Here is a 24,543-nt window from a genome sequence, read left to right as displayed (position 1 = left end):
CCTCCGCCATCAGGCTCGGCCGAGGTAACGGCCGTCGCGGGTGTCGACCTTGATCTTCTCACCGGTGGTGATGAAGAGCGGAACCTGCACGGTCGCCCCGGTCTCGACCGTGGCCGGCTTGTTGCCACCGGTGGAACGGTCGCCCTGAAGGCCCGGCTCGGTGTAGGTGACCTCCAACACGACGCTGGTCGGCAGCTCGATGTAGAGCGGCACGCTCTCGTGCGTCGCCACGATCGCCTCGGCCTCGGGCAGCAGGTAGTTGGCCGCCTCGCCAACAGTTCCGCCCGGCACCTGGATCTGGTCGAAGGTCTCCAGGTCCATGAAGACGTAGTCTTCACCGTCGGCGTAGAGGTACTGCATGGTGCGCTTGTCGACGGTGGCGGTTTCGACCTTGGTGCCCGCGTTGAAGGTCTTGTCGACGACCTTGCCGGACAGCACATTCTTGAGCGTGGTGCGCACGAAAGCGCCACCCTTGCCGGGCTTGACGTGCTGGAACTCTACGACGGCCCACAGCTCACCGTCGAGGTTGAGTACTAAGCCGTTCTTGAGGTCGTTGGTGGTGGCCATTTCCTGCCTTGATCTTCAATTGGCGGACAGACCTGACAAGTCTACTGGGCCGGAGGGTGTAGCCGCTGGCTCGGGTTACCCGGTCAGCCTTGTCCCGCCGTCGACTCGTCGGCTCGGGCCAGGTGCGCGACGTGCGCCAGGGCCAGCCGATAGCCGTGCACCCCGAGCCCGCAGATGACCCCGGTCGCCACGGCGGAAACCACCGAATGGTGCCGGAACTCCTCCCGGGCGTGGATGTTGGAGATGTGCACCTCGACCAGCGGGCCGCGCAGCATCGCGCAGGCATCCCGGATCGCGTACGAGTAGTGAGACCAGGCACCCGGGTTGAGCACCACCGCAGCCTGCTCGTCGGCCGCCGCGTGCAGCCAGGCGAGCATCTCGTGCTCGGCGTCGGTCTGGCGTACCTCGACGTCCAGCCCGTACTCGGCACCGCTGGTCTGGCACAACTCGACCAGCCCGGCATAGCTGATCAGCCCGTAGACGTCCACCTGCCGGGTGCCGAGCCGGCCCAGGTTGGGCCCGTTGAGCACGTACGTCTTCATCAGAGTGCCATCCTTCGTTCGCGACTGCGGGGCTCGCTACGCTCACTCCTCACACTCACCCAGCCACCCTTCGTTCACGACTACGGGGCTCGCTACGCTCACTCCTCGCACTCACGGTGCCATCCTTCGTTCGCGACTGCGGGGCTCGCTACGCTCACTCCTCGCACTCACGGTGCCATCCTTCGTTCGCGACTGCGGGGCTCGCTACGCTCACTCCTCGCACTCACTGGTAACTCGCCACACTCTCCTCGTACGCGGAATGCAACAACGCGTCGTCCGGACCGGCCAGGATGGACGGTTGGGCCAACCCGTCCAGTACGACGAAGCGCAGCCGCGCGCCCCGGGCCTTCTTGTCGACACGCATCGCGGCCAGCAACTCCGGCCAGGCGTCGGCCCGGTAGGCGACCGGCAGTCCCAGACTCTCCAGCACGCTCCGGTGCCGGGCGACCGCGCCGGCGTCGGCGAGTCGGCCGGCGCGCTCCGCCAGCGCGGCGGCGTAGACCAGCCCGACCGCCACTGCGTGGCCGTGCCGCCAGCGGTAGCCCTCGACCTTTTCGATCGCGTGGGCCAGCGTGTGGCCGTAGTTGAGGATCTCGCGGCGGCCCGACTCGCGCAGGTCGCCGGTGACCACGTCGGCCTTGACCCGCACGGCCCGTTCGACCAGTTCCCGCAGCACGGGGCTGGCCGGGTCGGTGGCCGCTGCCGGGTCGGCCTCGATCAGGTCGAGAATGGCCGGGTCGGCGATGAAGCCGCACTTGACCACCTCGGCCAGGCCGGCGGTCAGGTCGACCGGGGGCAGGCTCTCCAGGGTGGAGAGGTCGCACAGCACCCCGACCGGCGGGTGGAACGCCCCGACCAGGTTCTTGCCCGCCGTGGTGTTGATGCCGGTCTTGCCGCCGACCGCCGCGTCGACCATGCCGAGCAGCGACGTCGACACCGGCACCCAGCGCACCCCGCGGAGCCAACCGGCGGCCACGAAGCCGGCCAGGTCGGTGACCGCGCCGCCGCCCACGCCGACCACCGCATCCGTACGGGTGAACCCGGCCTCGCCGAGCCGGTCCCAGCAGGCGGCGGCGACCTCGATGGTCTTGCCCGCCTCGGCGTCCGGCACCTCGATCAACGTCGGTCGTACGCCAACTGCGGCCAACGTCTCGGCAGCCTCGTCGGCACGGGCCTTCAGCGGCGCGGCATGCAGCACAGCCACCTGCGCCGCCCCCTCGACCAGCGACGGCAGCGCGTCGAGCAGGTCGCGACCGACGAGCACCTGATAGGGCCGCTCGCCACCAACCGGGATTCGGGTCACGTCGTTCATCAAGTCAGAGCCTAGATGACTGGTTTCCCAGGCATCCGGGACCGTGTACGAGCGGGAATCAGGCGGAGATCGTCACGGGGTTGCACCGCGTCAGGCTCATGGCCGCCTGCGGCCCCGAAGTACGGCGTCCCGGATGGTGATCTCCCGTCCGCCATGGTCGGTAACCGATCGGGATCTGGCCTCGGCGACGAGGATGTCCCACCGGTCGGGGTCGAGGCTGGCCGCGATCTCCTCGGCGGTGAAGTGCACCTCTGGGCCCGCGCCGTGCGAGATGTGATCCGATGGGTGGTGGCCGACGACGAGCAGTGTGCCGCCCGGCGCGACCGCTGCTGCCAGCCGGCGGAACAGCACATCAGGTGATGTTGCCGGGTGCGCGTAGTGGGTGGAGACCAGATCGAAGTGGGCGTCGGGAGGCGTCCAACTGGTCAGATCGGCCGCTACCCAGTCGATCCGGCTCGCGATCTCCCCACCGAGGGTTTCTGCGTGCTCCTGCGCTCGGCGCAGCGCCGTGGTGGCGATGTCCACCGCCGTCACCCGCCAGCCGCGCGAGGCGAGCCAGATGGCGTCGGCTCCCTCGCCGCAGCCCGCGTCAAGTGCCGTGCCGGGCACCAGTTCCCCGGTCTCCGCGATCAGTTGCGGATTGGGCCGCCCATGATGGTTCGTGGTGTGGCTGCGGTAACGCTCTTCCCAGAACGTCCGGTCGAATTCTTCGGACACGACGGCTCTCCTCCGCGGACTCCCTGACCACTGCCACGACAAGAATGTGCACCGAGAGCCATTCCCGCAAACGTTCTTGCCAATCTGGCAAACTAGCGGCATGGACAGCGACCTCGACCCCACCCTCAACGCGGTCGGCCCTCGGCTACGCGCCCTGCGGAGACGGCGCGAAACCACGCTCACCGAATTGTCGGCAGCGACCGACATCTCGGTGAGCACCCTTTCCCGGCTGGAGTCCGGTGCCCGCCGGCCGACCCTCGAACTACTACTACCCCTGGCCAGGGTTCATGGCGTCACCCTCGACGAACTCGTCGGCGCACCACCCACCGGAGATCCACGCATCCATCTGCGCCCGGTCACCCGCCACGGCATGACGATGCTCCCGTTGACCCGCCGAGCCGGCGGTATCCAGGCATACAAGCTCATCATCCCGGCCGGCAGCCACCCAAGAGAACCCGACCCGCAGACCCACGAGGGCTACGAATGGCTCTACATCCTCAACGGGCGACTACGGCTCGTCCTCGGTGACCAGGATCTGGTGCTCTCACCCGGCGAAGCGGCCGAGTTCGACACCCGGGTACCGCACTGGTTCGGCGCCACCGACGCCGAACCAGTCGAGTTTCTCAGCCTCTTCGGCAGGCAGGGCGAACGTGCCCACCTCCGCGCCCAACCCAAGGCCGACGCGCCCTCGGACGACCCGGCCGGTGACAGCCCGTCTTGAGTTCCTGTGACAGCCCGTCTTGAGTTCCGGTCATGCCCGCCACCCGACCGCGATCCAGGCACGAGACTGCACCAACGAGCGCAGCCAAACGCCTCAGCCCCGGTCCGGAACCAGCAGTGTCTTGCCCGTGGTGGCGCGGGCCTCGATGGCGGCGTGGGCCGCTGCCGCCTCGGCAAGCGGGCGGGCCTGGCCGATCGTCGGTCGCAGTCGACCGGCGGCAGCCAGGGCAAGCGCCTCGCTACTGAGTGCCCGCGCCTCGGCGGGCGTCAGCGGCGCGCCACCGACGACGGTGATCGAACGGGCGGCGAGTTCGGCGTCGTCGAGGGCAGACCACGAGCCGCTGGCCATCCCATAGCTGAGCACCCTGCCGCCGTCCCGGAGGGCGGTGACCGCCTCGGCAGCGATGTCGCCGCCGACCCCGTCGAGGACGAGATCGAGCCCGGCACACCCGACGATCTCGACGACATGACCGGACCAGCCGGGCGTCGAGTAGTCCACGTAACCGGCCGCACCGAGCGAGGCCACCAGCTCACTCTTGCCCTCGCCGCCAGCGGCACCGACCACCCGGGCACCGGAGTCGACCATGAGCTGCACCAGGAGACTGCCCACCCCGCCGCCAGCCGCCTCGACGAGCACCCACTCGCCGGACTGCACCTGCGCGCGGCGATGCAGCCAGAGGGCCGTACGACCATCGGCCAGCAGAGCGGTCGCGTCTCGTAACGGAAGATCGGCGGGAACCGGCACCGTTTCCTCGGCCCGGGCCAGGGCCAGCTCGGCGTACCCGCCCTCGCCGCCGGTGGTGGTCACCACGGTCGTACCGACCAGTGCCGGATCGACATCCGGACCTGCTGCGACGATCCGGCCGCCAACCCCGTTGCCGGGCACCCGGGGCAGCGTGGGCCGGTTGATGGCCGCCGGCCCCCGACCGGCCCGGACCTGGGTCTCGACGAAGGTGATGCTGGCGTACTCCACCGCCACAAGCACCTGACCGGGGCCGGCGACCGGGTCGGCCACCTGCCGGTATCGAAGCACCTCCGGACCGCCGAACTCGTCCATTACCACTGCGTACATTGGCCTGGGCCTCCCCGTCGTGTGCCAGCCATCCATCTGCTCGATCAAAAGCTATGCCGGGCCAGTTGATTCCCCGATGGGTCGACCATGACCGAGCACACTGGACTCCCGCTGGGCGAGGGCAGCGAGCCGAGCGGCATATTCGGCGACGGCGGTCCGCAGTTCGTCAGGGCGTACGACGATGAAGTCCCAGCCGATGCCGGCAAGCATCTGGGCCATCCCATCGAGGTGTTCGGCGCGGGTCCGCAGCAGCACACCGTCCGGTGCCTCAAACAGCTCGGCCACACTGGCCGGTATCCGGCGGCGGGCCTCGGCGAGGTCGGTCTCCAGCAGCACCTCGACCTCCCAGCGGTAGGGCACCCCGGCCAGGGAGCGGGTGACGTGGCCGACCGGGTCGAAGCCGTCCGGCACGCTGAAACTCAGCTGACCAGGCTCGACGGCGATGATCCGGTCCAGCCGGAACGTACGGATCTCGTCACGCCGATGGTCGTGCCCGGTGACGTACCAGCGGCCGGAGTGGAAGACAAGGCCGTACGGGTCGAGGTCCCGCTGGGATTGACCACCTTTCCATGACCGGTAGTCGATGGTGACCCGCTGCCGGGACCGGGCGGCGGCCCCCAGGGCCAGCAGGATCGCGGTCGCCGGCCTGGTCGCCGCGGTACGCGGGTGCAGGGTGAACCCGAGCGTCTCCTGTACGGCGGAGAGCCGTTCAGCCAGCGCGGCGGGCAGCACCCGACGGATCTTGGCTTGCGCCAGTGCGGTGGCGGGAGCCTCCGTGCCGAGGCCGATTCGCTCGGCGGCGATCAGCCCGAGCAGCACCGCCACTGCCTCCTCATCGGTGAGCATCAGTGGCGGGAGTTTGTAACCGGGCAGCAGCCGGTAACCGCCGTACCGGCCCCGGACGGCAACGACCGGGATGCCCAGATCGACCAGAGTGGTCGCGTAGCGGCGAATGGTGCGCTCATCGACGTCGAGGCGTTCGGCCAGCTCAGCGCCGGTGAGCCGGGGATGGCTCTGGAGCAGTTCGAGCATGCCGAGCACCCGGGCGGCGGGATGTGACACAGACCACTCTCCAAATCCGGGCGGAACCTGTCCGGATTCAACCCTACGGTCTACTCGACAGCGACGCGATCAAGGAGATCGAGATGAGCACCTTCGTACTGGTTCCCGGTTTCTGGCTCGGTGCCTGGGCATGGCGGAATGTCGCTTCGGTGCTGCGCGCCGCCGGGCACGACGCACATCCGCTAACCCTGACCGGGCTGGCCGACCGGTCGCACCTGGCCACCCCGGACGTCGGCCTGGACACCCACACCACCGACATCGTCCGGCTGATCGAGACCGAGGACCTGCGGGACGTGGTGCTGGTGGCCCACTCGGGTGGCGGAATGCCGGCTGCCCAGGCTGCCGACCGGATCCCGGAGCGGATCGCCCGGGTGGTCTACGTCGACAGCGGCCCGCTGCCCGACGGGACGGCGCAGTTCGACACCCTCCCGCCAGAGGAGCAGAAGCGGCTGCGGGACCTGATCGGCGACGGCCACCTGCTTCCCCCACCGGCCTGGGAGCCGGAGGAGGACCCGGAGAACTACGTCGGGCTGGACACGGAGACCCTGGCGCTGCTGCGCGCCCGCAGCACGCCGCAGCCGGTGCGTACCGCCACCGACCCGGTCCGTGTCAGTGGCAGACAGCCGGTGCCGACTGCGCTGATCGCCTGCACGTTTCCGGCCGAGGTGGCCCGCCAGATGATCGCGCAGGGGCACTCGTTCTTCGCCGGGCTGGCCGGTGCCGAGGTCCACGGCCTACCCACCGGCCATTGGCCGATGCTCGGCGAACCGAAGCGGCTGGCCGAACTGTTGATGGTCGTCGCCGAGCCGGCTACCGCTTGAGGATGCTCAGGACCTCGTCGACGACCTGTTCGGTGCTGCGGCCGTCGGTGGCGACGGTGCTGGTGGCGACCTGCTCGTAGAGCGGTCGCCGCTGGTCGAGCAGGTGTTTGAGGGTGGCGCGTGGGTTGATCGCCAGCAGTGGTCGCCCCACGCCCAGACCGACCCGGCGGACCGCGTCGGTCAACTCCACCGACAGGTAGATCACGGTGTGTCCGGCCAGCGCCGCCCGGGTCTCCTCAGCCAGGATCGCCCCACCGCCGAGGGCGAGCACCCCGTCGAAGGAGGCCAGCGCCGTGGCCACGGCCACCTGTTCGAGGGTACGGAAGTGCTCCTCCCCCTCGTCGATGAAGATCTCGGGAATCGGCTTGCCGGCGGTCGCCTCGATGTCCTGGTCGGTGTCGCGAAAATCGACGCCGAGCGCGGCGGCCAGCGCCCGACCGGTGGTCGTCTTGCCCGAACCGGGTGCTCCGACCAGCACACACACCGGGGCCATCAGTGGATCACCAGGTTTTCCAGGTAGCCGGTGAGGTTGCGGCGGATCTCGGCGACCGAGTCGCCACCGAACTTCTCCGTAGCCGCCTCGGCCAGCACCAGGGCGACCATCGCCTCGGCCACCACCGCGGCGGCGGGAACGGCGCACACGTCGGAGCGCTGGTTGATCGCGGTCGCCGGCTCGCCGGTGGTCACGTCCACCGTGGAGAGCGCCCGGTTCAGCGAGGAGATCGGCTTCATCGCCGCCCGTACCCGTAGTGGCTCGCCGGTGGTGATGCCGCCCTCCAGACCACCGGCCCGATCGGTCACCCGGCGCACCCCGGTCTCGGTCGGCACGATCTCGTCGTGCGCGACCGACCCGCGCGAGCGGGCCTGCTGCCAGCCGTCACCGATCTCCACGCCCTTGATCGCCTGGATGGACATCAGCGCGGTGGCCAGTCGGGCGTCGAGCTTGCGGTCCCACTGGACGTGGCTGCCCAGCCCCGGCGGTACGCCGTAGGCGAGCACCTCGACGATGCCGCCGAGGGTGTCCGCGTCCTTCTTCGCGGCGTCGACCTCGGCGACCATCCGCTTGCTCGCCTCCGGGTCCAGGCAGCGCAGCGGGTCGGCGTCGATCCGCTCGGCGTCCTCGGGGCGGGGGCGCAGGCTCGGCTGGGCGGCGACGGACCCCAGCTCGGTCACGTGCGAAACGATCTCGACGCCGAGGGTCTGCCGGATCAGCGCCTTGGCCACCGTGCCGACCGCCACCCGAGCGGCCGTCTCCCGGGCGCTGGCCCGTTCCAGGATCGGCCGGGCGTCGGTGTGGCCGTACTTCTGCATGCCGGCCAGGTCGGCGTGGCCCGGCCGGGGCCGGGTCAGCGGCGCGTTGCGCGCCTGCCTGGCCAACTCGTCCGGGTCGACCGGGTCGGCGGCCATCACGGTCTGCCACTTGGGCCACTCGGAGTTGCCGACCCGGATCGCGACCGGGCTGCCCAGGGTCGCCCCGTGCCGAATCCCGCCGATGATCTCGACTTCGTCCTGCTCGAAGGACATCCGCGCGCCCCGGCCATAGCCGAGCCGGCGGCGGGCCAGTTCACGGACGATCTCCGCGCTGGTCACCTCCACCCCGGCGGGTACCCCCTCCAGGAGAGCAACGAGAGCGGGGCCATGGGATTCACCTGCGGTCAGCCAGCGCAACACGATGGCCAGTCTGTCACGGGCATGGTCCGGTACCACGCACCGGTCACACCGTCCCGCCCTGCGGACGACCACGGTCAGGTGCCGAGCTTCCACCGCCGTACGGTTTCGTCGGTGCTGCCGCTGGCGAGGGTCCTGCCGTCGGGGCTGAACGCCACGCTGGTGACGTACCCGTCGTGTCGGAAGGTGGCGGTGGTCTTACGGGTCGCTAGGTTCCACAGCCGCACGGCTCCGTCATCGCCGGCGGTGGCGAGGGTCCTACCGTCGGGGCTGAACGCCACGTCGCCGAAACCGTCGGGGCCCCGGAGGGTGGCGGCGGGCCTGAGGGCGGCCACATCCCACAACCGCACGGTGTCGTCACCGCTGGCGGAAGCGAGGGTCTTCCCGTCCGGGCTGAACGCCACACTCTCGACCATGTACGTGTGGCCGGTGAAAGTCGCGATGGGGTTGCCAGTGCTCACCTCCCACAGCCGAACGGTGTAGTCCCAACTGGCGGAGGCGAGCCTCTTGCCGTCCGGACTGAACGCCACGCCGTCGACGACGCCCTCGTGGCCGGTGAGGGTGGCGATGGATTTGCCGGTAGCCACGTCCCACAGTTGCACGGTCCGGTCGCTACCACCGGACGCTAGGAGCCTTCCGTCCGGGCTGAACGCCACGGTGCTGACGAAGCCGGTATGGGTGAGGATGCCGGCGAAGCTCCCGGTGCTCACATCCCACAGCCGCACGGTGTCGTCACCGCTGGCGGAAGCCAGGCTCCTACCGTCCGGACTGAACGCCACGTCGAAGACGCTTTCGGTGTGACCGGTGATGACAGCCTTGGTTGCTCCGGTGCCGGCATCTCGCAGCCGCACAGTGTTGTCATTGCTGGCAGTCGCGAGGGTCTTACCGTCCGGGCTGAACGCCACGTCCTGGACAGTGTCGGTGTGCTCCGTGGGGGTGGGGGTGGCCTGCGGCGAATTCTGGCTGGTGGAGGTGGCGGTGGCCTGCGGGTTCTGGCCCGTGATGGTGGCCTGCGGCTGACCGCCGGCCCGATCCGGGCGCTCGGAGGGCAGAAAGATCCACAACCCGGCGACGATCACCACTACCAGGGCAGCGGCACCGGCGACGACGGCTCGGTCGCGAGGGCTTCGGGGCCGCCAACGATTGACTTGGTGGGCATTGCCGATGCTTGGGCTGTCCGCCGAGGGTACTGGTGTCACTCCTGCTGAGGGGAATGGTGTCGTGCTCGCCGGGGGTGCCGGGGTCGCTGTTGTCGGCCGTATCGGGGTCGCTGTTGTCGGTGGGGTGGGTTCGGCCGACGGATGGGTGGCCTTGGTGGGGGCGTGGAGGGCGCCTTCGGCGACGACGAGTTCGGGGTGGTCGAGGGCGGTGGGGGCAATGCGCAGGGTGCGGTGCAGGAGGGACGCGACGAGGGGTACGCGGGAGGAGCCGCCGACCAAAAACACCCCGGCGATGTCTTCCCTGGGAATGCCGGCGTCGCCCAGAAGCGTGGTGGTGAGTTCGGTGGTGCGGTCCAGATGCGGGCGGGCGGCGGTTTCGAACTCGTCCCGGGTGAGGTGGATGACGGTGTCAACGAGCGGAATATGCAGATCAGCGGTGACGTGGCGGGACAGTTGTTCCTTCGCGGCCCGGGCGTCCCGCCACAGCGATTGGTGGGCGCGTTGGTCGGTGGGGGTTTGCGGCCAGTTCAGCCGCCGCCACGCGTCGGCGTTGTCGGTGGTCAGCGAGCGCGCGTGGGCAACGATCACGGCGTCGAGGTCAAGTCCGCCGACGTCGTCGAGTCCGGCGGTGGCCACCACCTCCAGCCCGCCCCCGGTACGGCGGACGATGCTGACATCGCAGGTGCCGGCACCGAGGTCGTAGACGACGAGGCACTGCCCCACCGGCAGATCCCGGCCGAGGACGTCGGCGAAGTAGGCCGCCGCAGCGACCGGTTCGGCGACGAAGCGGCATTCACCGAGTTGCGCCCGATCGGCGGCGGCTGCCAGGACACCCAGCCGCGTACGACTCCACCCCGCTGGATGCGTGAGCACCACCTCATCCGGAGGCCCGCCGGCCACCCGGCACGCCTCGGCGCTCACGCGGGACAGCACTGACGCGATCGCGTCGGTGACGGCCACCTCCCGCTCGGCGAGCCAGATCACCCCGTCGTCGATACGCCGTTTCGGGTTGGTCTCGAAACCGGCCGGGCCCGTCAACGCGGCACGTTCCGCATCCGCCCCGGTCAGCAGTGGAGTGTCCCCCGATCCGGCGAACACCCCGGACGACAGCAGCGGCGACGCGTCGAACAGCAACGGCTTCGCCCGCCCGTCCGGACCCGACAGCACCGCCACCGTTGAAGAGGTACCGAAATCGACACCGAGCCGATATCCACCCATCGCCACACGATTACCCTAGGGCAGGGCTTCAATATCCCCTCGACGCGCGAACCTGGGGCGCAGCCGGACCTCGACCGGGGAGCATTCCTCAGTTGGTGGCGCGACCGGCCCGTAACGCCGTACGCATCTGTGTCGCCGGAGCAGCAACGCCGGTGAACAGCTCGAACTGGCCGATCGCCTGGGCCAGCAGCAGGTCCAGGCCGGAGACGATCCGACAGCCGGCGGCAGCCGCCGAGGCGGCGAGCGGGGTGGGCCACGGGTCGTAGAGGGCGTCGAAGTAGACCGTCTCCGGTCGCCAGGTGACCTGACCGGCCAGTGGGTCGGCCACACCCTTCGGCACGGTCGAGATCACCACGTCGGCGGTGACGTGGGCGGGCGCGTCCAACCAGGCCACACCGGACAGCGGTACGCCCAGCGCGGCAGCGGCCGGGCGCAGCTCGTCGATCGCCTCGGGGCGACGGGCCACCACGGTCACGCCGTCGGCCTTGAGCTGCGCGGCGGCGGCCAGGGCGGCGCGGGCGGTGCCACCGGCACCGAGCACGGTGACCGTCGCGCCGCCGGTCACCCCGGCATCGGTCAGCACCCGCACCATGCCGCCGACGTCGGTGTTGTCGGCGTACCAGGAACCGTCGGGGCGACGTACCAGGGTGTTGGCGGCACCGACGGTGGCGGCGACCGGCGCGACCTCATCAGCCACGTCGAGCACCGCCTCCTTCAGCGGCATGGTCAGCGAGAGCCCGACCCACTCCGGGCCGAGGCCGGCCACCAGGTCCGGCAGCTCGGCCTCGGCACACTCGATCGCCACGTACGACCACCCGGTCAGCCCGACCGCCGCATAGCCGGCGTTGTGTATCACCGGCGACAGCGAGTGCCCAATCGGCTTACCCAGCACCGCCGCCCGGTGCAGCTCCGTCACGGAATGATCCCGGCCTTCCTCGCCTTGTCCTCGTTGCGCTGGTGCTGCTCGTAGGTCTCAGCGAATTCAGAGTGGCCCTTGTCGTCGATCGCTACGAAGAACAGCCACTTGCCGGGCGGCGGGTCCATCGCGCCCTGCAATGCGTCCTTGCCCGGGTTGTTGATCGGCGTGGGGATCATGCCCGGCAGTTTGCGGTTGTACGGGTTCTTCGGGTCGTCCAGCTCGGAGTTGGTCATGTCACCCGACCGCTTGGTCTCCTTGCCGATGGATGCCAGATAGTAGTTGACCGTCACGTCCATCTCTAGGCATTTGCAGGGAAAGTCACCGTACGCCCGGTTGTAGGCGACCCGGGCGACCTTGCCGAGGTCGTCCTTGTTGCCGGCCTCGGCCTGGGCCAGAGAGGCCACAATCAACGCCTCGTACGGGCTGATTCCGCCCCGCTTGGCCTGGACCTCGTCGGCGAACTTCATCTCACCGGTGACGGTGAGAAAGCGGTCGACCATTGCCTTGAGGATCACCTCGGCGGTCGGGTTCGGCGGGAACTCGTAGGTGTCCGGGAAGAGGAAGCCCTCGATCGACCGTAGTTCCTTCTTGCCGTCGGTGCGCTTGAACCACCAGTCGGGCACGCCGAGCGCGATCGGGTCCTTCGCCGCCGCCTCGAACTCCTTGATCGGAATGTTGGTCTGCTTGGAGAGCCGCTCGTAGGTGTTCTTCGCGGTCAGCCCCTCCTGGACGGTGAACCCCTTCACGATCTTGTTCTTCAGGTCGAGCAGGAGGCTGAGGGCGGTCTCGCCGCTCATCTCCTTGCGTACTTTGTAGAAGCCCGGCTGGATGCTCTGGCTGCGGGAGTTGCCGTCGGCGGCCTTGATGAACGCCTTGGCGCTCTTGACCGCACCGGCCGCGACCAGAGTGTTGGCGATGTCGGCGGCAAGGTCACCCTGCTTGACCTCGATGACGATCTCACCGGTGCCGCCACCCTCGTAGTCCGGCGTCATGAAGTAGCCCTGGAACCGGTCGAAGCCGTACCAACCGACTCCACCCAGGCCGCCCAGTAGGACAAGCACCATCACCAGGGCGAAGACCGTCTTGCCCCGCCCGCCGCGCTGTTTCTTGTTGCGCTTGCGCTGGGCGCTACGCCGATGTCGGCCCTTGTCCGACTCGTCGAAAGCGAGTTCAAGTTCGTCGATCATCACGTCCGCCTCCGCTGCGCATCCAGCCAGCTCTGCAGAATCTCCACCGCGGCCGCCTGATCGACCACCGCTCGTTGTCGCCGTCCTCGTACGCCCCGCTCGGACAGCCTACGAGACGCGACTACCGTTGACATCCGCTCGTCCACGAGAACCACCGGTACGGGGACGATGACCTCAGCCAGTCGGTCAGCGTACGCCGTCACGTGTGCTGCCGCCGGCCCGTGTCCGCCCGCCAGGGTCACCGGTAGGCCGACCACCACCCCGACCGCCTCGTGTTCGGTCACGAGTCGGGCGAGTTCCCGAATGTCGGCCGGAAGTACGTCGTCAGCCGCGGTCAGGTCCCGGGGCAGGGTCACCAGCGGCGTGGCCAGAATGGCGTGTGGATCGCAGATGGAGACCCCGACCCGGACCTTTCCGACGTCGACACCTAGTCGCACTCCAGGCGAAAAGTCGCTCAATCCGTACCATCCAGAGCTGAATACGATCTAGGGCAAATCATTGTGGACCAGATCCAACCACAATGATTTGCCCTAGATCAACCAGAACCGAAGATCACGCCTCGGCGATCGCCTTCTCGACCGTGATCAGCAGGTTCGGCGCCTCGGTCGCCGGCAGGCCACCGCCCTGGGCCAGGTCGGCGTTGCCGCCACCCCGGCCGGAGAGCGCCGCCTTGACCAGGACCGCCGCCGACAGACCACGCGACTTGGCCGCCGCGTTCACCGCCACCACCAGCGACGCCTTGCCGCCGGAGCGGGCCGCTACCGCCACCACCGCCGGCCGAGCCGGGTCGATCTTGCCCCGGATCTCCTGGGCCAGGGTCCGTACGTCGTTGCCCGCCGCGCCCTCCGGCGCCTCGGTGCCGACGTATGCGGTGCCCCGCACGTCCTTGGCCTGCGCGGCGAGCGCCGCCGCACCGCCGAGAACCATCTGGGCGCGCAGCTTCTCCAGTTCCTTCTCCGCGTCGCGCAACTGGGCCACGGTCTGCTCGACCCGGTCGGCCACCTGCTCACTCGGCACCCGGTAGAGCTCGGCCAGCCGGGACACCAGCAGGTGCTCCTTGGCCAGGAACCGGAACGCGTCGATGCCGACCAGCGCCTCGACCCGGCGTACGCCGGAGCCAATCGACGCCTCGGAGAGGATCTTCACCAGGCCGAGCTGGCCGGAGCGGGACACGTGCGTGCCACCGCACAGCTCCCGGGCGTAGTCACCGACCTCGACGACCCGGACCTCCTCGCCGTACTTCTCGCCGAAGAGCGCCATCGCGCCGAGCCGCCGCGCCTCCTCCTGGCTGGTGATGAAGGCGTTCACCTCCAGGTCGGCCAGCAGCACCTCGTTGACCTGCTGCTCGACGTCGGCGAGCACGCTCGGCGACACGCCGGTCGGGGTGTTGAAGTCGAACCGCAACCGGCCCGGGGCGTTCAGCGAACCGGCCTGGGTCGCCGACTCGCCGAGGAAGTTGCGCATCGTCTGGTGCACCAGGTGGGTCGCGGTGTGCGAGCGGGAGATCGCCTTCCGCCGCGTGATGTCGATCTCCGCGAAACCCGTCTCCCCGGTACGGACCTCACCGCGCACCACCCGCGCCCGGTGCACGATCAGCCCGGGAATCGGCTGCTGCACGTCGAGCACCTCGACCTGACCGCCGCCCACCGAGATCAGCCCCAGGTCGGGCTGCTGGCCGCCGCCCTCGGCATAGAACGGGGTGGCGTCGAGCACCAGCTCGACCAGCTCCCCCTCGCCCGCCGCCTGCACCGCGCCGCCGGCCGAGAGCACGGTACGCACCCGCGACTCCCGGGACACCTCCGTGTAGCCGGTGAACTCCACCGGACCGCCCTCGTCGAGCGCGCTGCGGTAGGCGGAGAGGTCGACGTGACCGGTCTTGCGCGCCTGCGCGTCGGCCTTCGCCCGGGACCGCTGATCGGCCATCAACCGGCGGAAACCGTCGGCGTCGACCGTCAACCCCTGCTCGGCCGCGATCTCCAGGGTCAGATCGATCGGGAAGCCGTAGGTGTCGTGTAGTTGGAACGCCTTGTCACCCGAGAGCGCCGGCTTGCCCGCCGACTTGGTCTCGGCGATCGCCGTGTCCAGGATCGTCGTACCCGCCCGCAGGGTGGACAGGAACGCGTCCTCCTCCGCGTACGCGTACTGCGAGATCCGCTCGAACTCGGTCGCCAACTCCGGGTACGACGGGGCCATGCAGTCCCGGGCAACCGGCAACAACTCGGGCAGGGCCGGGCCCTGCCAGCCGAGCAGCCGCATCGCCCGGATCGACCGGCGCATGATCCGGCGTAGGACGTAGCCACGCCCCTCGTTGGTCGGGACCACCCCGTCACCGATCAACATCAGCGAGGTCCGTACGTGGTCGGCGACCACCCGGAGCCGTACGTCGTCCGGGTGCGACTCGCTCGCCACCTGGCCGGACTGGGCACCGTAACGCTTGCCGGTCAGCTCAGCCGCCCGGTCCAGGATCGGACGCACCTCGTCGATCTCGTAAAGGTTGTCGACGCCCTGGAGCACCGACGCCATCCGCTCCAGACCCATGCCGGTGTCGATGTTCTTCGCCGGCAGCTCGCCCAGGATCGGGTAGTCCTCCTTGCCGGTGCCCGGCCCCCGCTCGTACTGCATGAACACGAGGTTCCACAGCTCCATGTAGCGGTCGTCGTCGACCGCCGGGCCACCCTCACGGCCGTAGGCCGGCCCCCGGTCGATGAAGATCTCCGAGCACGGGCCACACGGGCCGGGAATGCCCATGGACCAGAAGTTCGGGCCCTTGCCGAGGCGGACGATCCGCTCGGCCGGCACGCCGACCTTCCGGTGCCAGATGTCGTGCGCCTCGTCGTCGTCGAGATAGATGGTGACCCAGAGCCGGTCGGCATCGATACCGAAGCCACCGTCGGCCGCAGACCTGGTAAGCAGATCCCAGGCCAGCGGAATGGCGCCTTCCTTGAAGTAGTCACCGAACGAGAAGTTGCCGTTCATCTGGAAGAACGTGCCGTGCCGGCTGGTCTTGCCGACCTCGTCGATGTCCGGCGTACGGATGCACTTCTGCACACTGACCGCGCGCTGGTAGGGCGGAGTCTGCTGCCCGAGGAAGTAGGGCACGAACTGCACCATGCCCGCGTTGATGAACAGCAGATTCGGATCGCTGATGGCCGGCAGCGGAGCGGACGGCACCACGGTATGGCCGTTCGCCTCGAAGTGCGCGAGGTACCGTCGCTTGATCTCCGCCGTCTTCATCGGCTGCCTTCCTCCGGGAAAATCTTGTGGTCACCGATCTGCGGGTCCTCGCGCAGCTCGGCGAACTGGTCGTCGAACGCGACCCCCTCGGCAAACGCCTCGTGGATCTGCTGTTCGCGTTCGGCCATGCCGTCCCGAACGTCTGCCCAGAAGTTACGCAACTGCTCGACTGCGCCGCCAGCCGATTCCTGTAGTGACGTGGCGATGCCGCCCGGGGTGTACGCGTGGGCGGTGCGGGTCACCTTCCGGACGACCAACGCGCCAACGGCGAGCCCGATGCCCAACCACAGCAACCGCTTCATGGCCTCATCCTCTCTCCCTGCGGTGGCACCACCCCGATCGGGTGCGGATGCCCGAGCGGGTTCAGTTGGCGGTGGCCCGCTTGGCGGCCCGACGCTGCTGCTTGAGCGTGGCCCGCACCTCACGCTCGTCCTCGGCGTGCCGACGGGCGGAAGCCGCCCGACGTACGCCGTAGCCGAAGGCAGCGACCTTGACCAGCGGGTTCGCCGCCGCAGCGGAGACCACGGTGGTCAGGTTGGCGATGTTGGCGGTCACGTTCTGGGCGTGCCCGGTCATCGTGTCGAGCTTGGCGAGCTGGATGTTGACCCCGTCCAGCGAGGTGTGGACCTGCGTCAGGGCGGTGTTCACGTTCTCCACCGTCGTGTTGACGTTGCGCATCAGCGGGCCGGTCTGGTCGTTCAGATCGTTGATCGTCCGGGTCGCCGCATCGACCGTGTGCCGCAACCGCAGGATCGGCACAGCCAGCACGAGCACCAGCATCAGGAATGCCCCAGCCGCGACCAGCGCAGCGATCTCTCCAGCTTGCACGCCTGTCTCCTCCACCCACAGTCTCGGATACGCGACCGGCGCCCGGTCGGGCCCGGTATCGTGACTGTCTGGCAGTCGGTCACCGACCGCCAAACACCCCACCTCGCGTCACCGACAGACCCTACCCTCTGTGATCGCTGCCGGCTCAGGACGGTGAGGGTGTCAAATCGTCCAGTGGATCGTCGCTGAAGATCGGGTCAGGGTCCACTCCGGTAAGCGACGGGTCGGTGCTGGGCCGCGGCCCGGTCCGATCGTCGGCGATGGCGTTCCGCACCTTGATCGAGACCAGGGATCCCTTGCACTCCGCTGCCGGGGGCACTGCCCCCTCGGTCGGCTCCACCGCAGGGGCGTCCGGTGCGGCTTCGATGGTGCAGGTGGCGTCCCGGACCCACAGGTCGAGCGTCAGCTCGTCGCGCTTCCAGCAGGTGTACCGGCCGGGCAGTTCCGTCCGCACCGGCAGGTCCGGGCAGAACTGCACCTTCCAGGGTTGCCACCCCTCTGCGGCCAGTGCCTTCTCGTAGACCGGTGCCGTCTCGGCCGCGGCCCGCTCGGACTGCGCGGTGCGTTCCCGATAACGACACTCCTCCAGGCACCACCGACTGCCGCTGACGTCGTCGACCGTGTTGACCGTTGCCCAGGCCGGGACGTCCAACTGATCCAGTGAGTTGAACACCGGGTCCCGCATGGCCGCCCGGACACCGAAGTAGAGCGGCAGCGCAGCGAGCACCAGCAAACTGATCATGACCACCACAGCGACCCGGACCCGTCGCCGCTCGCGCATCTGGCGACGGATCTCGGACCGGGCAACTCGCAGTGTTCCGAGCCCGGCGGAGCGAGGCTGGCCGGTCTCCTCCGTACCAGAGGCCACCTCCGGCAGCGGGGCACGCCCCGGACGCGGGTCGGCGGCGGGTTCGCTGCCCAGAGCGCTGTCAGGGAGGGCAGGCCGGGCCATGCCTACCGGGGCGGCACCGCGTGGCGGTCCGGCAGCCGGTCCACCGTCAGGTCCGCCAGGTGTTCCGGCGGGAGTTGGGCGGTCGGCGCGGTCGAACAGATCGGACGATGTTCTGGGGATCGGAGCAGCCCCCCGGGGCAGCCCGGGGCCGCTCGACACCGGGGCTACACCCGCTCCCCGGACCTCACCGGTTGCGACGTCAGGGCCAGCCGGTCCGCCGGGTGGTACAGACCTGCCCGGCGGCACCGGGCCTCTGGGGCGAGCCACCGCACGGGCACCGGTTGGGTCAATCGGCCTGCCCGGTCGAGGGTCCGCCGCCACCGACGGGGTCGGCGGAGTCAGTGGGGTCGACGGAACGATTGGGTGCGGCGGATCCCCACCCTGCGACGGCGGCGGAACCCGACCCGGCGGTGCCGCATCGGGCGGTGGAACCATCGGGCTCGGCGAAACCCGACCCTGCGACGGCGGCGGAACCCGACCCGGCGGTGCCGCATCGGGCGGGACCACACCGGTGGGTGGAGCCGGACGGGCGCGGCCTGGCGTCGACCGACGGTCCGGCGGCGCTGAGGTGTGCCGGCCGGCTTCGTGATCCGCCGGTGGCCGGGCTGGCTCGCGGTGCACCGGGATCACGCTGGTGGCTCCCGAATCCTCGGGGCGGGGCACCGGAGCGGCTCGACGCGCCGCACTCGGCATCGGCGCGGGCCCCGGTGGGCGGGCGTTACCCGAATTCGGCACGACCGGGGTGATGGCCGTCGCGTCCGACGCCGGGGCCGGCCGGGCATCGGGGGACGGCCCAGCAGCGTGCCGGCCGGCGGATGACGGCGGGCCGGCTGGCGGCGGCGGGCCGACGGGCGACCGACCGGGCGGAGGAGCAACCGAAGACGACGACGGACCACCAGGCACACGACCAGGCGGAGGAGCAACCGAAGACGACGACGGACCACCAGGCACACGACCAGGCGGAGGAGCAACCGAAGACGACGACGGACCACCAGGCACACGACCAGGCGGAGGAGCAACCGAAGACGACGACGGACCACCAGGCACACGACCAGGCGGAGGAGCAACCGAAGACGACGACGGACCACCAGGCACACGACCAGGCGGAGGAGCAACCGGTGGCAGTGGGTCAGCGTGCGACCGCCCAGGTGGGGTGGCTTCGGGACGGCTCGTTGATTCGCTGGTCGGAGGCGTGCCGGCAGCCGACTGTGGTGGCCTCCCCAGGTTCGGTGCCTCCGGCAGCCCGCCGGCAGCCCCTTGCGGCCCCAGATCAGCGCGCTGCTGTTTGGCCGTACGTAGGTCGGCGATCCAACCGAGTTCTTCGCCGCTGACCGGCTCCTCGGCAGGGGCTTCCGACCTGCCCCGACCCCAGCGTCGTCCCTTGGCCGGTGGATCCCGCCGCTCGTCGGGGCCGTCCTCAGGCCGATCGGAACCGCGCGATCTCACTGGTGTTCCTCCCCGGCAGGCACCCTGCCGCTGTCGTCTGCTCTCCGGTCGTCCGGCCGGTGCGTACTTGTCGAACCCGACCCGCTGACCGCCCGCACGGGGTCGTTTCCGTTCCCCGGCACACCCGTTCCAACATCATCCACTGTCGCCGCGGTCACCCGATCGGTGGCCGGCTCAGTGACGACAGGCTGGCCGTTGGTGACCTCGGTTGTCGGCGGACGATCGTTGCTGTGCTCGGTAGCGGATGCGGGGGCTGGTTCCCCCCGGACGATGCGCCGCAGCACCGGGAGGCGGGCGGTGACCTCCCGCTCCACGCCGTGACCGGTGGGCCGGTAGTAGTCGACCCCGACCAAGTCGTCCGGCGCGTACTGCTGGGTGATGATGCCCCGCCGGTCTTTGTGCGGAGTGCGGTACCCGGCACCGTGCCCCAGCCCACGAGCGCCGGAATAGTGCGCGTCGCGCAGGGCGCGGGGCACCGCCCCACCACGCCCGGCGCGTACGTCCGCGATGGCCGCGCCGATCGCGGCGGTCGCCGAGTTGGACTTGGCGGCGGTGGCCAGGTGGATCACCGCCTGGGCCAGGTTGAGTTGGGCCTCGGGCAGGCCGACGTACTCGACGGCGTGGGCGGCTGCGGTCGCCACGGTCAGCGCGGTCGGATCCGCCATGCCAACGTCCTCGCTGGCGAAGATGACCAGCCGGCGGGCGATGAACCGGGCATCTTCCCCGGCTACCAGCATCCGGGCCAACCAGTGCAGTGCGGCATCCACGTCGGACCCACGCATGCTCTTGATGAAGGCGCTGATCACGTCGTAGTGCGCATCGCCATCCCGGTCGTAGCGGACGGCGGCCACGTCGACGGCCTGCTCGGCGGTGGCCAGGTCGATCCGGCCCGCACCGAGGGCCACGGCCGAACCAGCCGCCGCCTCCAGGGCGGTCAACGCCTTACGTACGTCGCCGCCGGCGAGGCGTACCAGATGGTCCTCGGCCTCGGTGTCCAGCGCCACCGCCCCACCCAGGCCGCGCCCGTCGGCGACCGCGCGGCGCAACAGGGAGCGGACCGCCTCGTCCCCGAGCGGCTGGAGGGTGAGCAGTACGCACCGCGACAGCAGCGGCGAAATGATCGAGAAGTACGGGTTCTCGGTGGTCGCCGCGAGCAGGGTGACTGTCCGGTCCTCAACCGCCGCGAGCAGCGAGTCCTGCTGGGTCTTGCTGAACCGGTGCACCTCGTCGATGAAGAGAACGGTGGGCAGGCCACCTGCCCGGCGGGCGCGGCGAGCTGCCTCGATCACCGCGCGCACGTCCTTGACCCCGGCGGTGAGCGCCGACATCGCCACGAAGCGGCGGTCGGTGGTTCCGGCCACCAGGTGCGCGATGGTGGTCTTACCGCTACCCGGTGGCCCCCACAGGATCACCGACATCGGCGTCGAACCGGTCACCAGTTGACGCAGCGGAGCCCCCGGTGCCAGCAGGTGGTCCTGCCCTACCAGCTCGTCCAGGCTGGTCGGGCGCATCCGGACCGGCAGTGGTGAGTCCGCGCCAGGGGTGTCGAAACCATCGATCCCGCTGGCTGCGCTGGGCGGGCCACCGGGATTGCCGAGGGTGAACAGGGCGTCGGACTCCATCAGGAAGACAGTACCGGCCCGGTGTCAGGCGCCGAAATTCCCTGAAACCAGGCCGGCGGTGGCCGGCCGACCAGGTGAGTATGGCCTGGTCGGCCGACCTGGGTGCACCTGTCTCGCAGCCGGTGCACCTGTCCTGCGAGGTCAGCCCCGCCCCGGGCGGCGGCCCCGGTACCACCGCCGGCCGCTGCCGGCCGTACCGTGGCCGACGCCGCCGAGGTGCAGGGCGAGCAGCAGCAGCCCGATCAGGGTGAGGGTTTGCCAGTTGAACAGGTCCGGAGCACCCAGGTCGGTGTTGAGCAGGTCCAACAGCAGGGTGAAGCCGAACACGACGGCGGCGGCGATGGCGAGCATGTGGCCCTCCAGTGGGGGTTCCGGTAGGTCAAGCGGGATGTACCCCACGTCACTGTCCGTCAATCTTCGGTGCGGCCTACCCGGGTCGAAGAGGATGTCATTACCGGCCTGCCGTTCCGATGGATGCGGCTACGTGACCCTCACCATGTCGGGTCCCCGGCCCGGCTGGTCGACGCCACAGCGGCTCTAGAGTTGCCCGGTGATCAAGGAAGCGACGCTGATCAGTGGGCGGGAAGCGCTCGTGGCCGCGACCGACGGCCACCCGTACGCCCGACACTGCCTCGCGCTGGACAGGACATCCGACGGCTTCCACTCGGACGGTACGACAGTCTGGGTCGGCGCGAATGGTCGAGACGGGTACGCCCTCGGCGACCCGCAGCGGGCGGTGGAGTTGCTCACCGAGGAACCGATATTCCGTTCCGCCGGTTGGCTACACCTGCCTCGGCTCACCGATCCAGCAGTGGCCGAACGGCTGTCGATTGTGCAGCGCGACGAGTGGGAGTTCCTGTGGACCGAACGGCAGCCACCGGAGCAGCCCGCTGAGGAGCGGGTCGTTCCCCTCACCGAGACCGACTTCCCGGCCATGACCGCCCTGGTCGACGCGGCCTTCCCGGCCACCACCTCCCGTCCCGGCACCCCCGGGGTCTCTGGCTGGTACGGCATCTGGTCCGGTGACCGGCTGGTCGCCTGCGGCGCCGACCGCAGCCAGGGCGACATCGGCTTTCTCGCCGGGCTGGTAGTGGCCGAGGCTGAACGGGGGCGGGGACTCGGTGCAGCGCTGACCGCCGCGATGACCCGCCGCCTGTTCGAGCGGTACGACCGGGTGACGCTGGGTGTGTGGTCGCACAACGAGCGCGCCACCCGGCTCTACCAGCGGCTGGGTTACACCGGTCGTATCTCCCGTACCTCGGTGCGATTGGACTGAGCAGCACCGTTGGACTGAGCAGCGCCGTAGGACTGAGCAGCGCCGTAGGACTGAGCAGCGCCGTAGGACTGAGCAGCGCCGTAGGACTGAGCAGCGCCGTAGGACTGAGCAGCGCCGTTGGACTGAGCAGCGCCGTTGGACTGAGCAGCGCCGTTGGACTGAGCAGCGAAATCGGGCTGGCCAGCAGGATCGAGCGGGCTGCCGGGATCGGACTGGTCGGCAGCGGCCGGTGGTTCGGTCGGCTGCTCGGCTCCCCGCCTGCTCCGCCAGGCCGGCAGATAGAGCGGCGCGGCGAGAGCGAGCACGCCGGCCCCGACGAGCATGGCGGTGCTGGTGGTCGTAGCCCCGGCCATGGCGGTCAGGGTCACCCCGCCGAGTGCCCCGGCTGGCTGGGCCACCATCGAGTTGAGCGACACCACACTGGTGCGGTACGGCCCGTCGACCTGCCGGTGCAGTAGTCCCATGTGCAGCGGGTTGGACGCGCCGTGCGTGACGTAGCAGGCAAGGTAGGCGGCGATCAGGCCGATCGGGCCGGCGATCAGTGCCATTCCGACGACCGTCGCGCCCTGGAGGATGCGCAACAGTGCCGCCGCCGGAGCCACGCCGATCCAGCGGCTGACGAACGGGACCAGGGCGGCCCCGGCTGCCGAGGCCAGCCAGGCAGCCGAGCCCGCCGGACCGAGCAGGGCCGCCGCCTGGTCGGCGTCACCGACCACCTCGGCCAGTCGAACCGGCAGCAGCGACTCGAAGGTGACCATCCCGAAGCCCCAGAACAGTTCCACGGCGACCAGCGCGAGTACGATCCGGGACCGCCGTAGCAGGCCGAAGGCGCCCCCGATGACGCTCGGCACCTGCCGTACGGAGGTGCGCAGCGCCGTCATGCCCTTGGCCGGTCGTACCTCGACCAGCAGCAACATCAGTGCGATCAGCGCGGCGACCTGTAGGACGGCGGCCACCAGCACCGGCACCGTCAACGCGCTGAGCCCGCCGATCGGGCCGAGCGCCACCAGCCCTCCGCTGATCAGCGCGCCAACCGCGACGGCCAGGCCCAGGACCGTACCGCCGTGGCTCAGGCCACGTTCGATGTCCGCGTCCGGGTCGGCGGCGAGCACAGCGTCGACGTACCAGGAGTCCAGTGGACCGCTGTCCAGGGCCCGGTAGATCCCCTGGAGCACGAAGACCGCCAGGAAGAAGCCGAGGGTCTGGGCGACGGAGAAGAGCGCGAGCGACGCCAGGTTGATCGTCGCGGCAGCGATCAGCACCGGTTTGCGGCCCAGCGCGTCGGCCAGGCTGGCGGTGGGCAGTTCCAACACGAGTACGACCAGCCCCTGCACGGCGACGACCGTGCCGAACTGGGCGATGGACAGCCCACGCTCCAGCATGAGCAGAACCATGATCGGAATGAGCAGCCCGGTGGGCAGCCACCGCAGTCCGTGCAGGATCAGATAGCGGCGGTGCGCCTGACGTACGGTGAGCGTGGCCATCAGTCCCCCACCTGCCCGTCTGCCGTCGCGCCTTCGGCCTTCCCCGGCCCACGGCCGGGCGCGCCGTTTTCTTCCGGGTCAAGGTCGGGTGCTCCGCCCTCCCCCGGCCCACGGTTGGGCGCGCCGGGCTTCGCCAGTGTCACGCGCGGGAAGCTGGCGAAAAAGACCGCCACCTCCTCGGTCGGCTGGTCATCGGTGGAGCGGGCCGCCTCGTCTCGGTAGCGCACGATCACCTCGGCCAGTTCGTCGTTGAGCGCCCGCAGGCGTTCGGCGGTGAGCCGAAGGCCGTAGTCGTTCTGCGTGGCCGCGTCCTGCCACTCCCGGGGCAGCTGGTGCTGCGCTGCCCGCCACTTGGCCGCCTCTTCGGCGAAGGCGGTCACCTGGTACTCGGCGAGCCAGTCCAGTGCGGCCTGGTCGTCCGGATGGTCGGTGAGCCACCAGCCGTGGTTGGCGTGCGCCGCCCGCCAGAACCGCTGCCGACCGGCGCCTCGATCTGGCTCCTCGACCACCAACCCGACCTCGGCGAGTTGGCGCAGGTGGTAGCTGGTCGCGCCGGTGTTGGTGTCGAGCACTCGGGCAAGCCCCGTGGCGGTGGCGGGTCCGTCGAGGCGCAGTGCGCTCAACAGCCGGGAGCGCAGCGGGTGGGCGAGGACACGGAGTTGTCGACTGTCGAGCCAGACCTCGGGCTGACGGTCGCCAGTCGGTCGAGTAGACGCTGCCATGGGTGCACAATAAC

General features: G+C 69.8%; 23 protein-coding genes and 1 pseudogene. 4 read left to right on the top strand and 20 right to left on the bottom strand.

Going from position 1 to position 24,543, the window contains the following annotated elements; all coding sequences use genetic code 11:
- Nucleotides 1-9: 9 nt before the first annotated feature.
- The 4 genes from efp to FHR38_RS26575 form a co-directional block, all read right to left on the bottom strand.
- A complete protein-coding gene (gene efp / locus FHR38_RS26590) occupies nucleotides 10-567 on the bottom strand; it encodes an elongation factor P (RefSeq protein ID WP_184537341.1) in 558 nt (185 codons plus the stop codon).
- Nucleotides 568-650: 83 nt separating this feature from the next.
- Nucleotides 651-1,109: a type II 3-dehydroquinate dehydratase gene (aroQ, locus tag FHR38_RS26585; RefSeq protein WP_184537339.1), complete on the bottom strand. Its 459-nt coding sequence runs from the start codon at nucleotides 1,107-1,109 to the stop codon at nucleotides 651-653.
- Between the two features lie 223 nt (nucleotides 1,110-1,332).
- Nucleotides 1,333-2,421 (bottom strand): 3-dehydroquinate synthase, encoded by a 1,089-nt coding sequence (gene aroB, locus FHR38_RS26580; RefSeq protein ID WP_184537337.1) that lies wholly within the window; start codon nucleotides 2,419-2,421, stop codon nucleotides 1,333-1,335.
- 96 nt (nucleotides 2,422-2,517) lie between these two features.
- Nucleotides 2,518-3,138, bottom strand: coding sequence for a class I SAM-dependent methyltransferase (locus FHR38_RS26575; RefSeq protein ID WP_312882420.1), 621 nt, complete (start codon nucleotides 3,136-3,138; stop codon nucleotides 2,518-2,520).
- Between the two features lie 100 nt (nucleotides 3,139-3,238).
- Between FHR38_RS26575 and FHR38_RS26570 the strand changes: the two genes are divergently transcribed.
- Entirely contained in the window at nucleotides 3,239-3,859 is a 621-nt protein-coding gene (locus FHR38_RS26570; protein ID WP_184537333.1) for a helix-turn-helix domain-containing protein, read from the top strand.
- A 93-nt stretch (nucleotides 3,860-3,952) separates the two neighbouring features.
- Here FHR38_RS26570 and FHR38_RS26565 read toward each other — a convergent pair whose 3' ends face one another.
- Nucleotides 3,953-4,930 (bottom strand): zinc-binding dehydrogenase, encoded by a 978-nt coding sequence (locus tag FHR38_RS26565; RefSeq protein ID WP_184537331.1) that lies wholly within the window; start codon nucleotides 4,928-4,930, stop codon nucleotides 3,953-3,955.
- A gap of 51 nt (nucleotides 4,931-4,981) precedes the next feature.
- Nucleotides 4,982-5,992, bottom strand: coding sequence for a helix-turn-helix transcriptional regulator (locus FHR38_RS26560; RefSeq protein WP_184537329.1), 1,011 nt, complete (start codon nucleotides 5,990-5,992; stop codon nucleotides 4,982-4,984).
- An 83-nt stretch (nucleotides 5,993-6,075) separates the two neighbouring features.
- Between FHR38_RS26560 and FHR38_RS26555 the strand changes: the two genes are divergently transcribed.
- Complete coding sequence (locus FHR38_RS26555; RefSeq protein WP_184537327.1) at nucleotides 6,076-6,813, top strand: alpha/beta fold hydrolase; 738 nt, start codon at nucleotides 6,076-6,078, stop codon at nucleotides 6,811-6,813.
- On the opposite strand, the gene FHR38_RS26550 is transcribed toward FHR38_RS26555, so the two are convergent.
- From FHR38_RS26550 to FHR38_RS26505, 10 genes are all read right to left on the bottom strand, one after another.
- The gene (locus tag FHR38_RS26550; protein WP_184537325.1) at nucleotides 6,803-7,306 is read right to left on the bottom strand and encodes a shikimate kinase; all 504 of its coding nucleotides are present in this window, start codon (nucleotides 7,304-7,306) and stop codon (nucleotides 6,803-6,805) included. The genes FHR38_RS26555 and FHR38_RS26550 overlap by 11 nt on opposite strands.
- A complete protein-coding gene (gene aroC, locus FHR38_RS26545) occupies nucleotides 7,306-8,484 on the bottom strand; it encodes a chorismate synthase (RefSeq protein WP_184537322.1) in 1,179 nt (392 codons plus the stop codon). Before aroC ends, FHR38_RS26550 begins: the two co-directional genes overlap by 1 nt.
- A gap of 74 nt (nucleotides 8,485-8,558) precedes the next feature.
- Nucleotides 8,559-10,814, bottom strand: coding sequence for an Hsp70 family protein (locus FHR38_RS26540; protein ID WP_184537320.1), 2,256 nt, complete (start codon nucleotides 10,812-10,814; stop codon nucleotides 8,559-8,561).
- Between the two features lie 133 nt (nucleotides 10,815-10,947).
- Nucleotides 10,948-11,775 (bottom strand): shikimate dehydrogenase, encoded by an 828-nt coding sequence (locus FHR38_RS26535; RefSeq protein ID WP_184537318.1) that lies wholly within the window; start codon nucleotides 11,773-11,775, stop codon nucleotides 10,948-10,950.
- Entirely contained in the window at nucleotides 11,772-12,965 is a 1,194-nt protein-coding gene (gene mltG, locus FHR38_RS26530) for an endolytic transglycosylase MltG (protein WP_184537316.1), read from the bottom strand. Before mltG ends, FHR38_RS26535 begins: the two co-directional genes overlap by 4 nt.
- On the bottom strand, nucleotides 12,965-13,423 hold the full coding sequence (gene ruvX / locus FHR38_RS26525; protein WP_184537314.1) for a Holliday junction resolvase RuvX: 459 nt from the start codon (nucleotides 13,421-13,423) through the stop codon (nucleotides 12,965-12,967). Before ruvX ends, mltG begins: the two co-directional genes overlap by 1 nt.
- A gap of 94 nt (nucleotides 13,424-13,517) precedes the next feature.
- Entirely contained in the window at nucleotides 13,518-16,199 is a 2,682-nt protein-coding gene (gene alaS / locus FHR38_RS26520) for an alanine--tRNA ligase (protein ID WP_184537312.1), read from the bottom strand.
- Nucleotides 16,196-16,501, bottom strand: coding sequence for a hypothetical protein (locus FHR38_RS26515; RefSeq protein ID WP_184537310.1), 306 nt, complete (start codon nucleotides 16,499-16,501; stop codon nucleotides 16,196-16,198). Before FHR38_RS26515 ends, alaS begins: the two co-directional genes overlap by 4 nt.
- Before the next feature lie 61 nt (nucleotides 16,502-16,562).
- Nucleotides 16,563-17,027 (bottom strand): DUF948 domain-containing protein, encoded by a 465-nt coding sequence (locus FHR38_RS26510; RefSeq protein WP_184537307.1) that lies wholly within the window; start codon nucleotides 17,025-17,027, stop codon nucleotides 16,563-16,565.
- A 145-nt stretch (nucleotides 17,028-17,172) separates the two neighbouring features.
- Nucleotides 17,173-17,808, bottom strand: a complete 636-nt coding sequence (locus FHR38_RS26505; RefSeq protein ID WP_184540249.1) for a hypothetical protein — start codon at nucleotides 17,806-17,808, stop codon at nucleotides 17,173-17,175.
- A gap of 986 nt (nucleotides 17,809-18,794) precedes the next feature.
- On the opposite strand from FHR38_RS26505, the gene FHR38_RS26500 reads away from it, so the two are divergent.
- On the top strand, nucleotides 18,795-19,310 hold the full coding sequence (locus tag FHR38_RS26500; protein WP_184537305.1) for a hypothetical protein: 516 nt from the start codon (nucleotides 18,795-18,797) through the stop codon (nucleotides 19,308-19,310).
- A 111-nt stretch (nucleotides 19,311-19,421) separates the two neighbouring features.
- Here the strand turns inward: FHR38_RS26500 and FHR38_RS26495 are convergent, their stop codons facing one another.
- Nucleotides 19,422-21,047 (bottom strand): replication-associated recombination protein A, encoded by a 1,626-nt coding sequence (locus tag FHR38_RS26495; RefSeq protein ID WP_184537303.1) that lies wholly within the window; start codon nucleotides 21,045-21,047, stop codon nucleotides 19,422-19,424.
- Nucleotides 21,048-21,188: 141 nt separating this feature from the next.
- Nucleotides 21,189-21,398, bottom strand: a complete 210-nt coding sequence (locus FHR38_RS26490; RefSeq protein ID WP_184540247.1) for a hypothetical protein — start codon at nucleotides 21,396-21,398, stop codon at nucleotides 21,189-21,191.
- Between the two features lie 199 nt (nucleotides 21,399-21,597).
- Between FHR38_RS26490 and FHR38_RS26485 the strand changes: the two genes are divergently transcribed.
- The gene (locus FHR38_RS26485; RefSeq protein ID WP_184537300.1) at nucleotides 21,598-22,323 is read left to right on the top strand and encodes a GNAT family N-acetyltransferase; all 726 of its coding nucleotides are present in this window, start codon (nucleotides 21,598-21,600) and stop codon (nucleotides 22,321-22,323) included.
- On the opposite strand, the gene FHR38_RS26480 is transcribed toward FHR38_RS26485, so the two are convergent.
- Together FHR38_RS26480 and FHR38_RS26475 are read right to left on the bottom strand one after the other, a co-directional pair.
- Nucleotides 22,281-23,807, bottom strand: coding sequence for an MFS transporter (locus FHR38_RS26480; RefSeq protein WP_184537298.1), 1,527 nt, complete (start codon nucleotides 23,805-23,807; stop codon nucleotides 22,281-22,283). The two genes, FHR38_RS26485 and FHR38_RS26480, sit on opposite strands and share 43 nt — an antisense overlap.
- Before the next feature lie 146 nt (nucleotides 23,808-23,953).
- A pseudogene (locus FHR38_RS26475) lies at nucleotides 23,954-24,529 on the bottom strand (helix-turn-helix domain-containing protein); the annotation flags it as partial.
- Nucleotides 24,530-24,543 lie beyond the last annotated feature (14 nt).

Origin of the sequence: Micromonospora polyrhachis, from assembly GCF_014203835.1 — a bacterium.
In the GTDB taxonomy this organism is placed as follows: Bacteria; Actinomycetota; Actinomycetes; order Mycobacteriales; family Micromonosporaceae; genus Micromonospora_H; species Micromonospora_H polyrhachis.
The sequence above is the reverse complement of the archived record's forward strand: the minus strand, read 5'-3'. Positions and strand labels throughout refer to the sequence as shown.

Excerpts from the sequence above, each read along its gene's own strand:
- FHR38_RS26565 (WP_184537331.1), bottom strand. The coding sequence starts at position 4,930 with ATGTACGCAGTGGTAATGGACGAGTTCGGCGGTCCGGAGGTGCTTCGA.
- aroB (WP_184537337.1), bottom strand. The coding sequence starts at position 2,421 with ATGAACGACGTGACCCGAATCCCGGTTGGTGGCGAGCGGCCCTATCAG.
- FHR38_RS26550 (WP_184537325.1), bottom strand. The coding sequence starts at position 7,306 with ATGGCCCCGGTGTGTGTGCTGGTCGGAGCACCCGGTTCGGGCAAGACG.
- aroQ (WP_184537339.1), bottom strand. The coding sequence starts at position 1,109 with ATGAAGACGTACGTGCTCAACGGGCCCAACCTGGGCCGGCTCGGCACC.
- FHR38_RS26515 (WP_184537310.1), bottom strand. The coding sequence starts at position 16,501 with ATGAAGCGGTTGCTGTGGTTGGGCATCGGGCTCGCCGTTGGCGCGTTG.
- FHR38_RS26570 (WP_184537333.1), top strand. The coding sequence starts at position 3,239 with ATGGACAGCGACCTCGACCCCACCCTCAACGCGGTCGGCCCTCGGCTA.
- efp (WP_184537341.1), bottom strand. The coding sequence starts at position 567 with ATGGCCACCACCAACGACCTCAAGAACGGCTTAGTACTCAACCTCGAC.
- FHR38_RS26505 (WP_184540249.1), bottom strand. The coding sequence starts at position 17,808 with ATGCGCGAGCGGCGACGGGTCCGGGTCGCTGTGGTGGTCATGATCAGT.
- alaS (WP_184537312.1), bottom strand. The coding sequence starts at position 16,199 with ATGAAGACGGCGGAGATCAAGCGACGGTACCTCGCGCACTTCGAGGCG.
- FHR38_RS26480 (WP_184537298.1), bottom strand. The coding sequence starts at position 23,807 with ATGGCCACGCTCACCGTACGTCAGGCGCACCGCCGCTATCTGATCCTG.
- FHR38_RS26500 (WP_184537305.1), top strand. The coding sequence starts at position 18,795 with ATGACGGCGGGCCGGCTGGCGGCGGCGGGCCGACGGGCGACCGACCGG.
- FHR38_RS26555 (WP_184537327.1), top strand. The coding sequence starts at position 6,076 with ATGAGCACCTTCGTACTGGTTCCCGGTTTCTGGCTCGGTGCCTGGGCA.
- mltG (WP_184537316.1), bottom strand. The coding sequence starts at position 12,965 with ATGATCGACGAACTTGAACTCGCTTTCGACGAGTCGGACAAGGGCCGA.
- FHR38_RS26490 (WP_184540247.1), bottom strand. The coding sequence starts at position 21,398 with ATGCTCGCCATCGCCGCCGCCGTCGTGTTCGGCTTCACCCTGCTGTTG.
- FHR38_RS26495 (WP_184537303.1), bottom strand. The coding sequence starts at position 21,047 with ATGGAGTCCGACGCCCTGTTCACCCTCGGCAATCCCGGTGGCCCGCCC.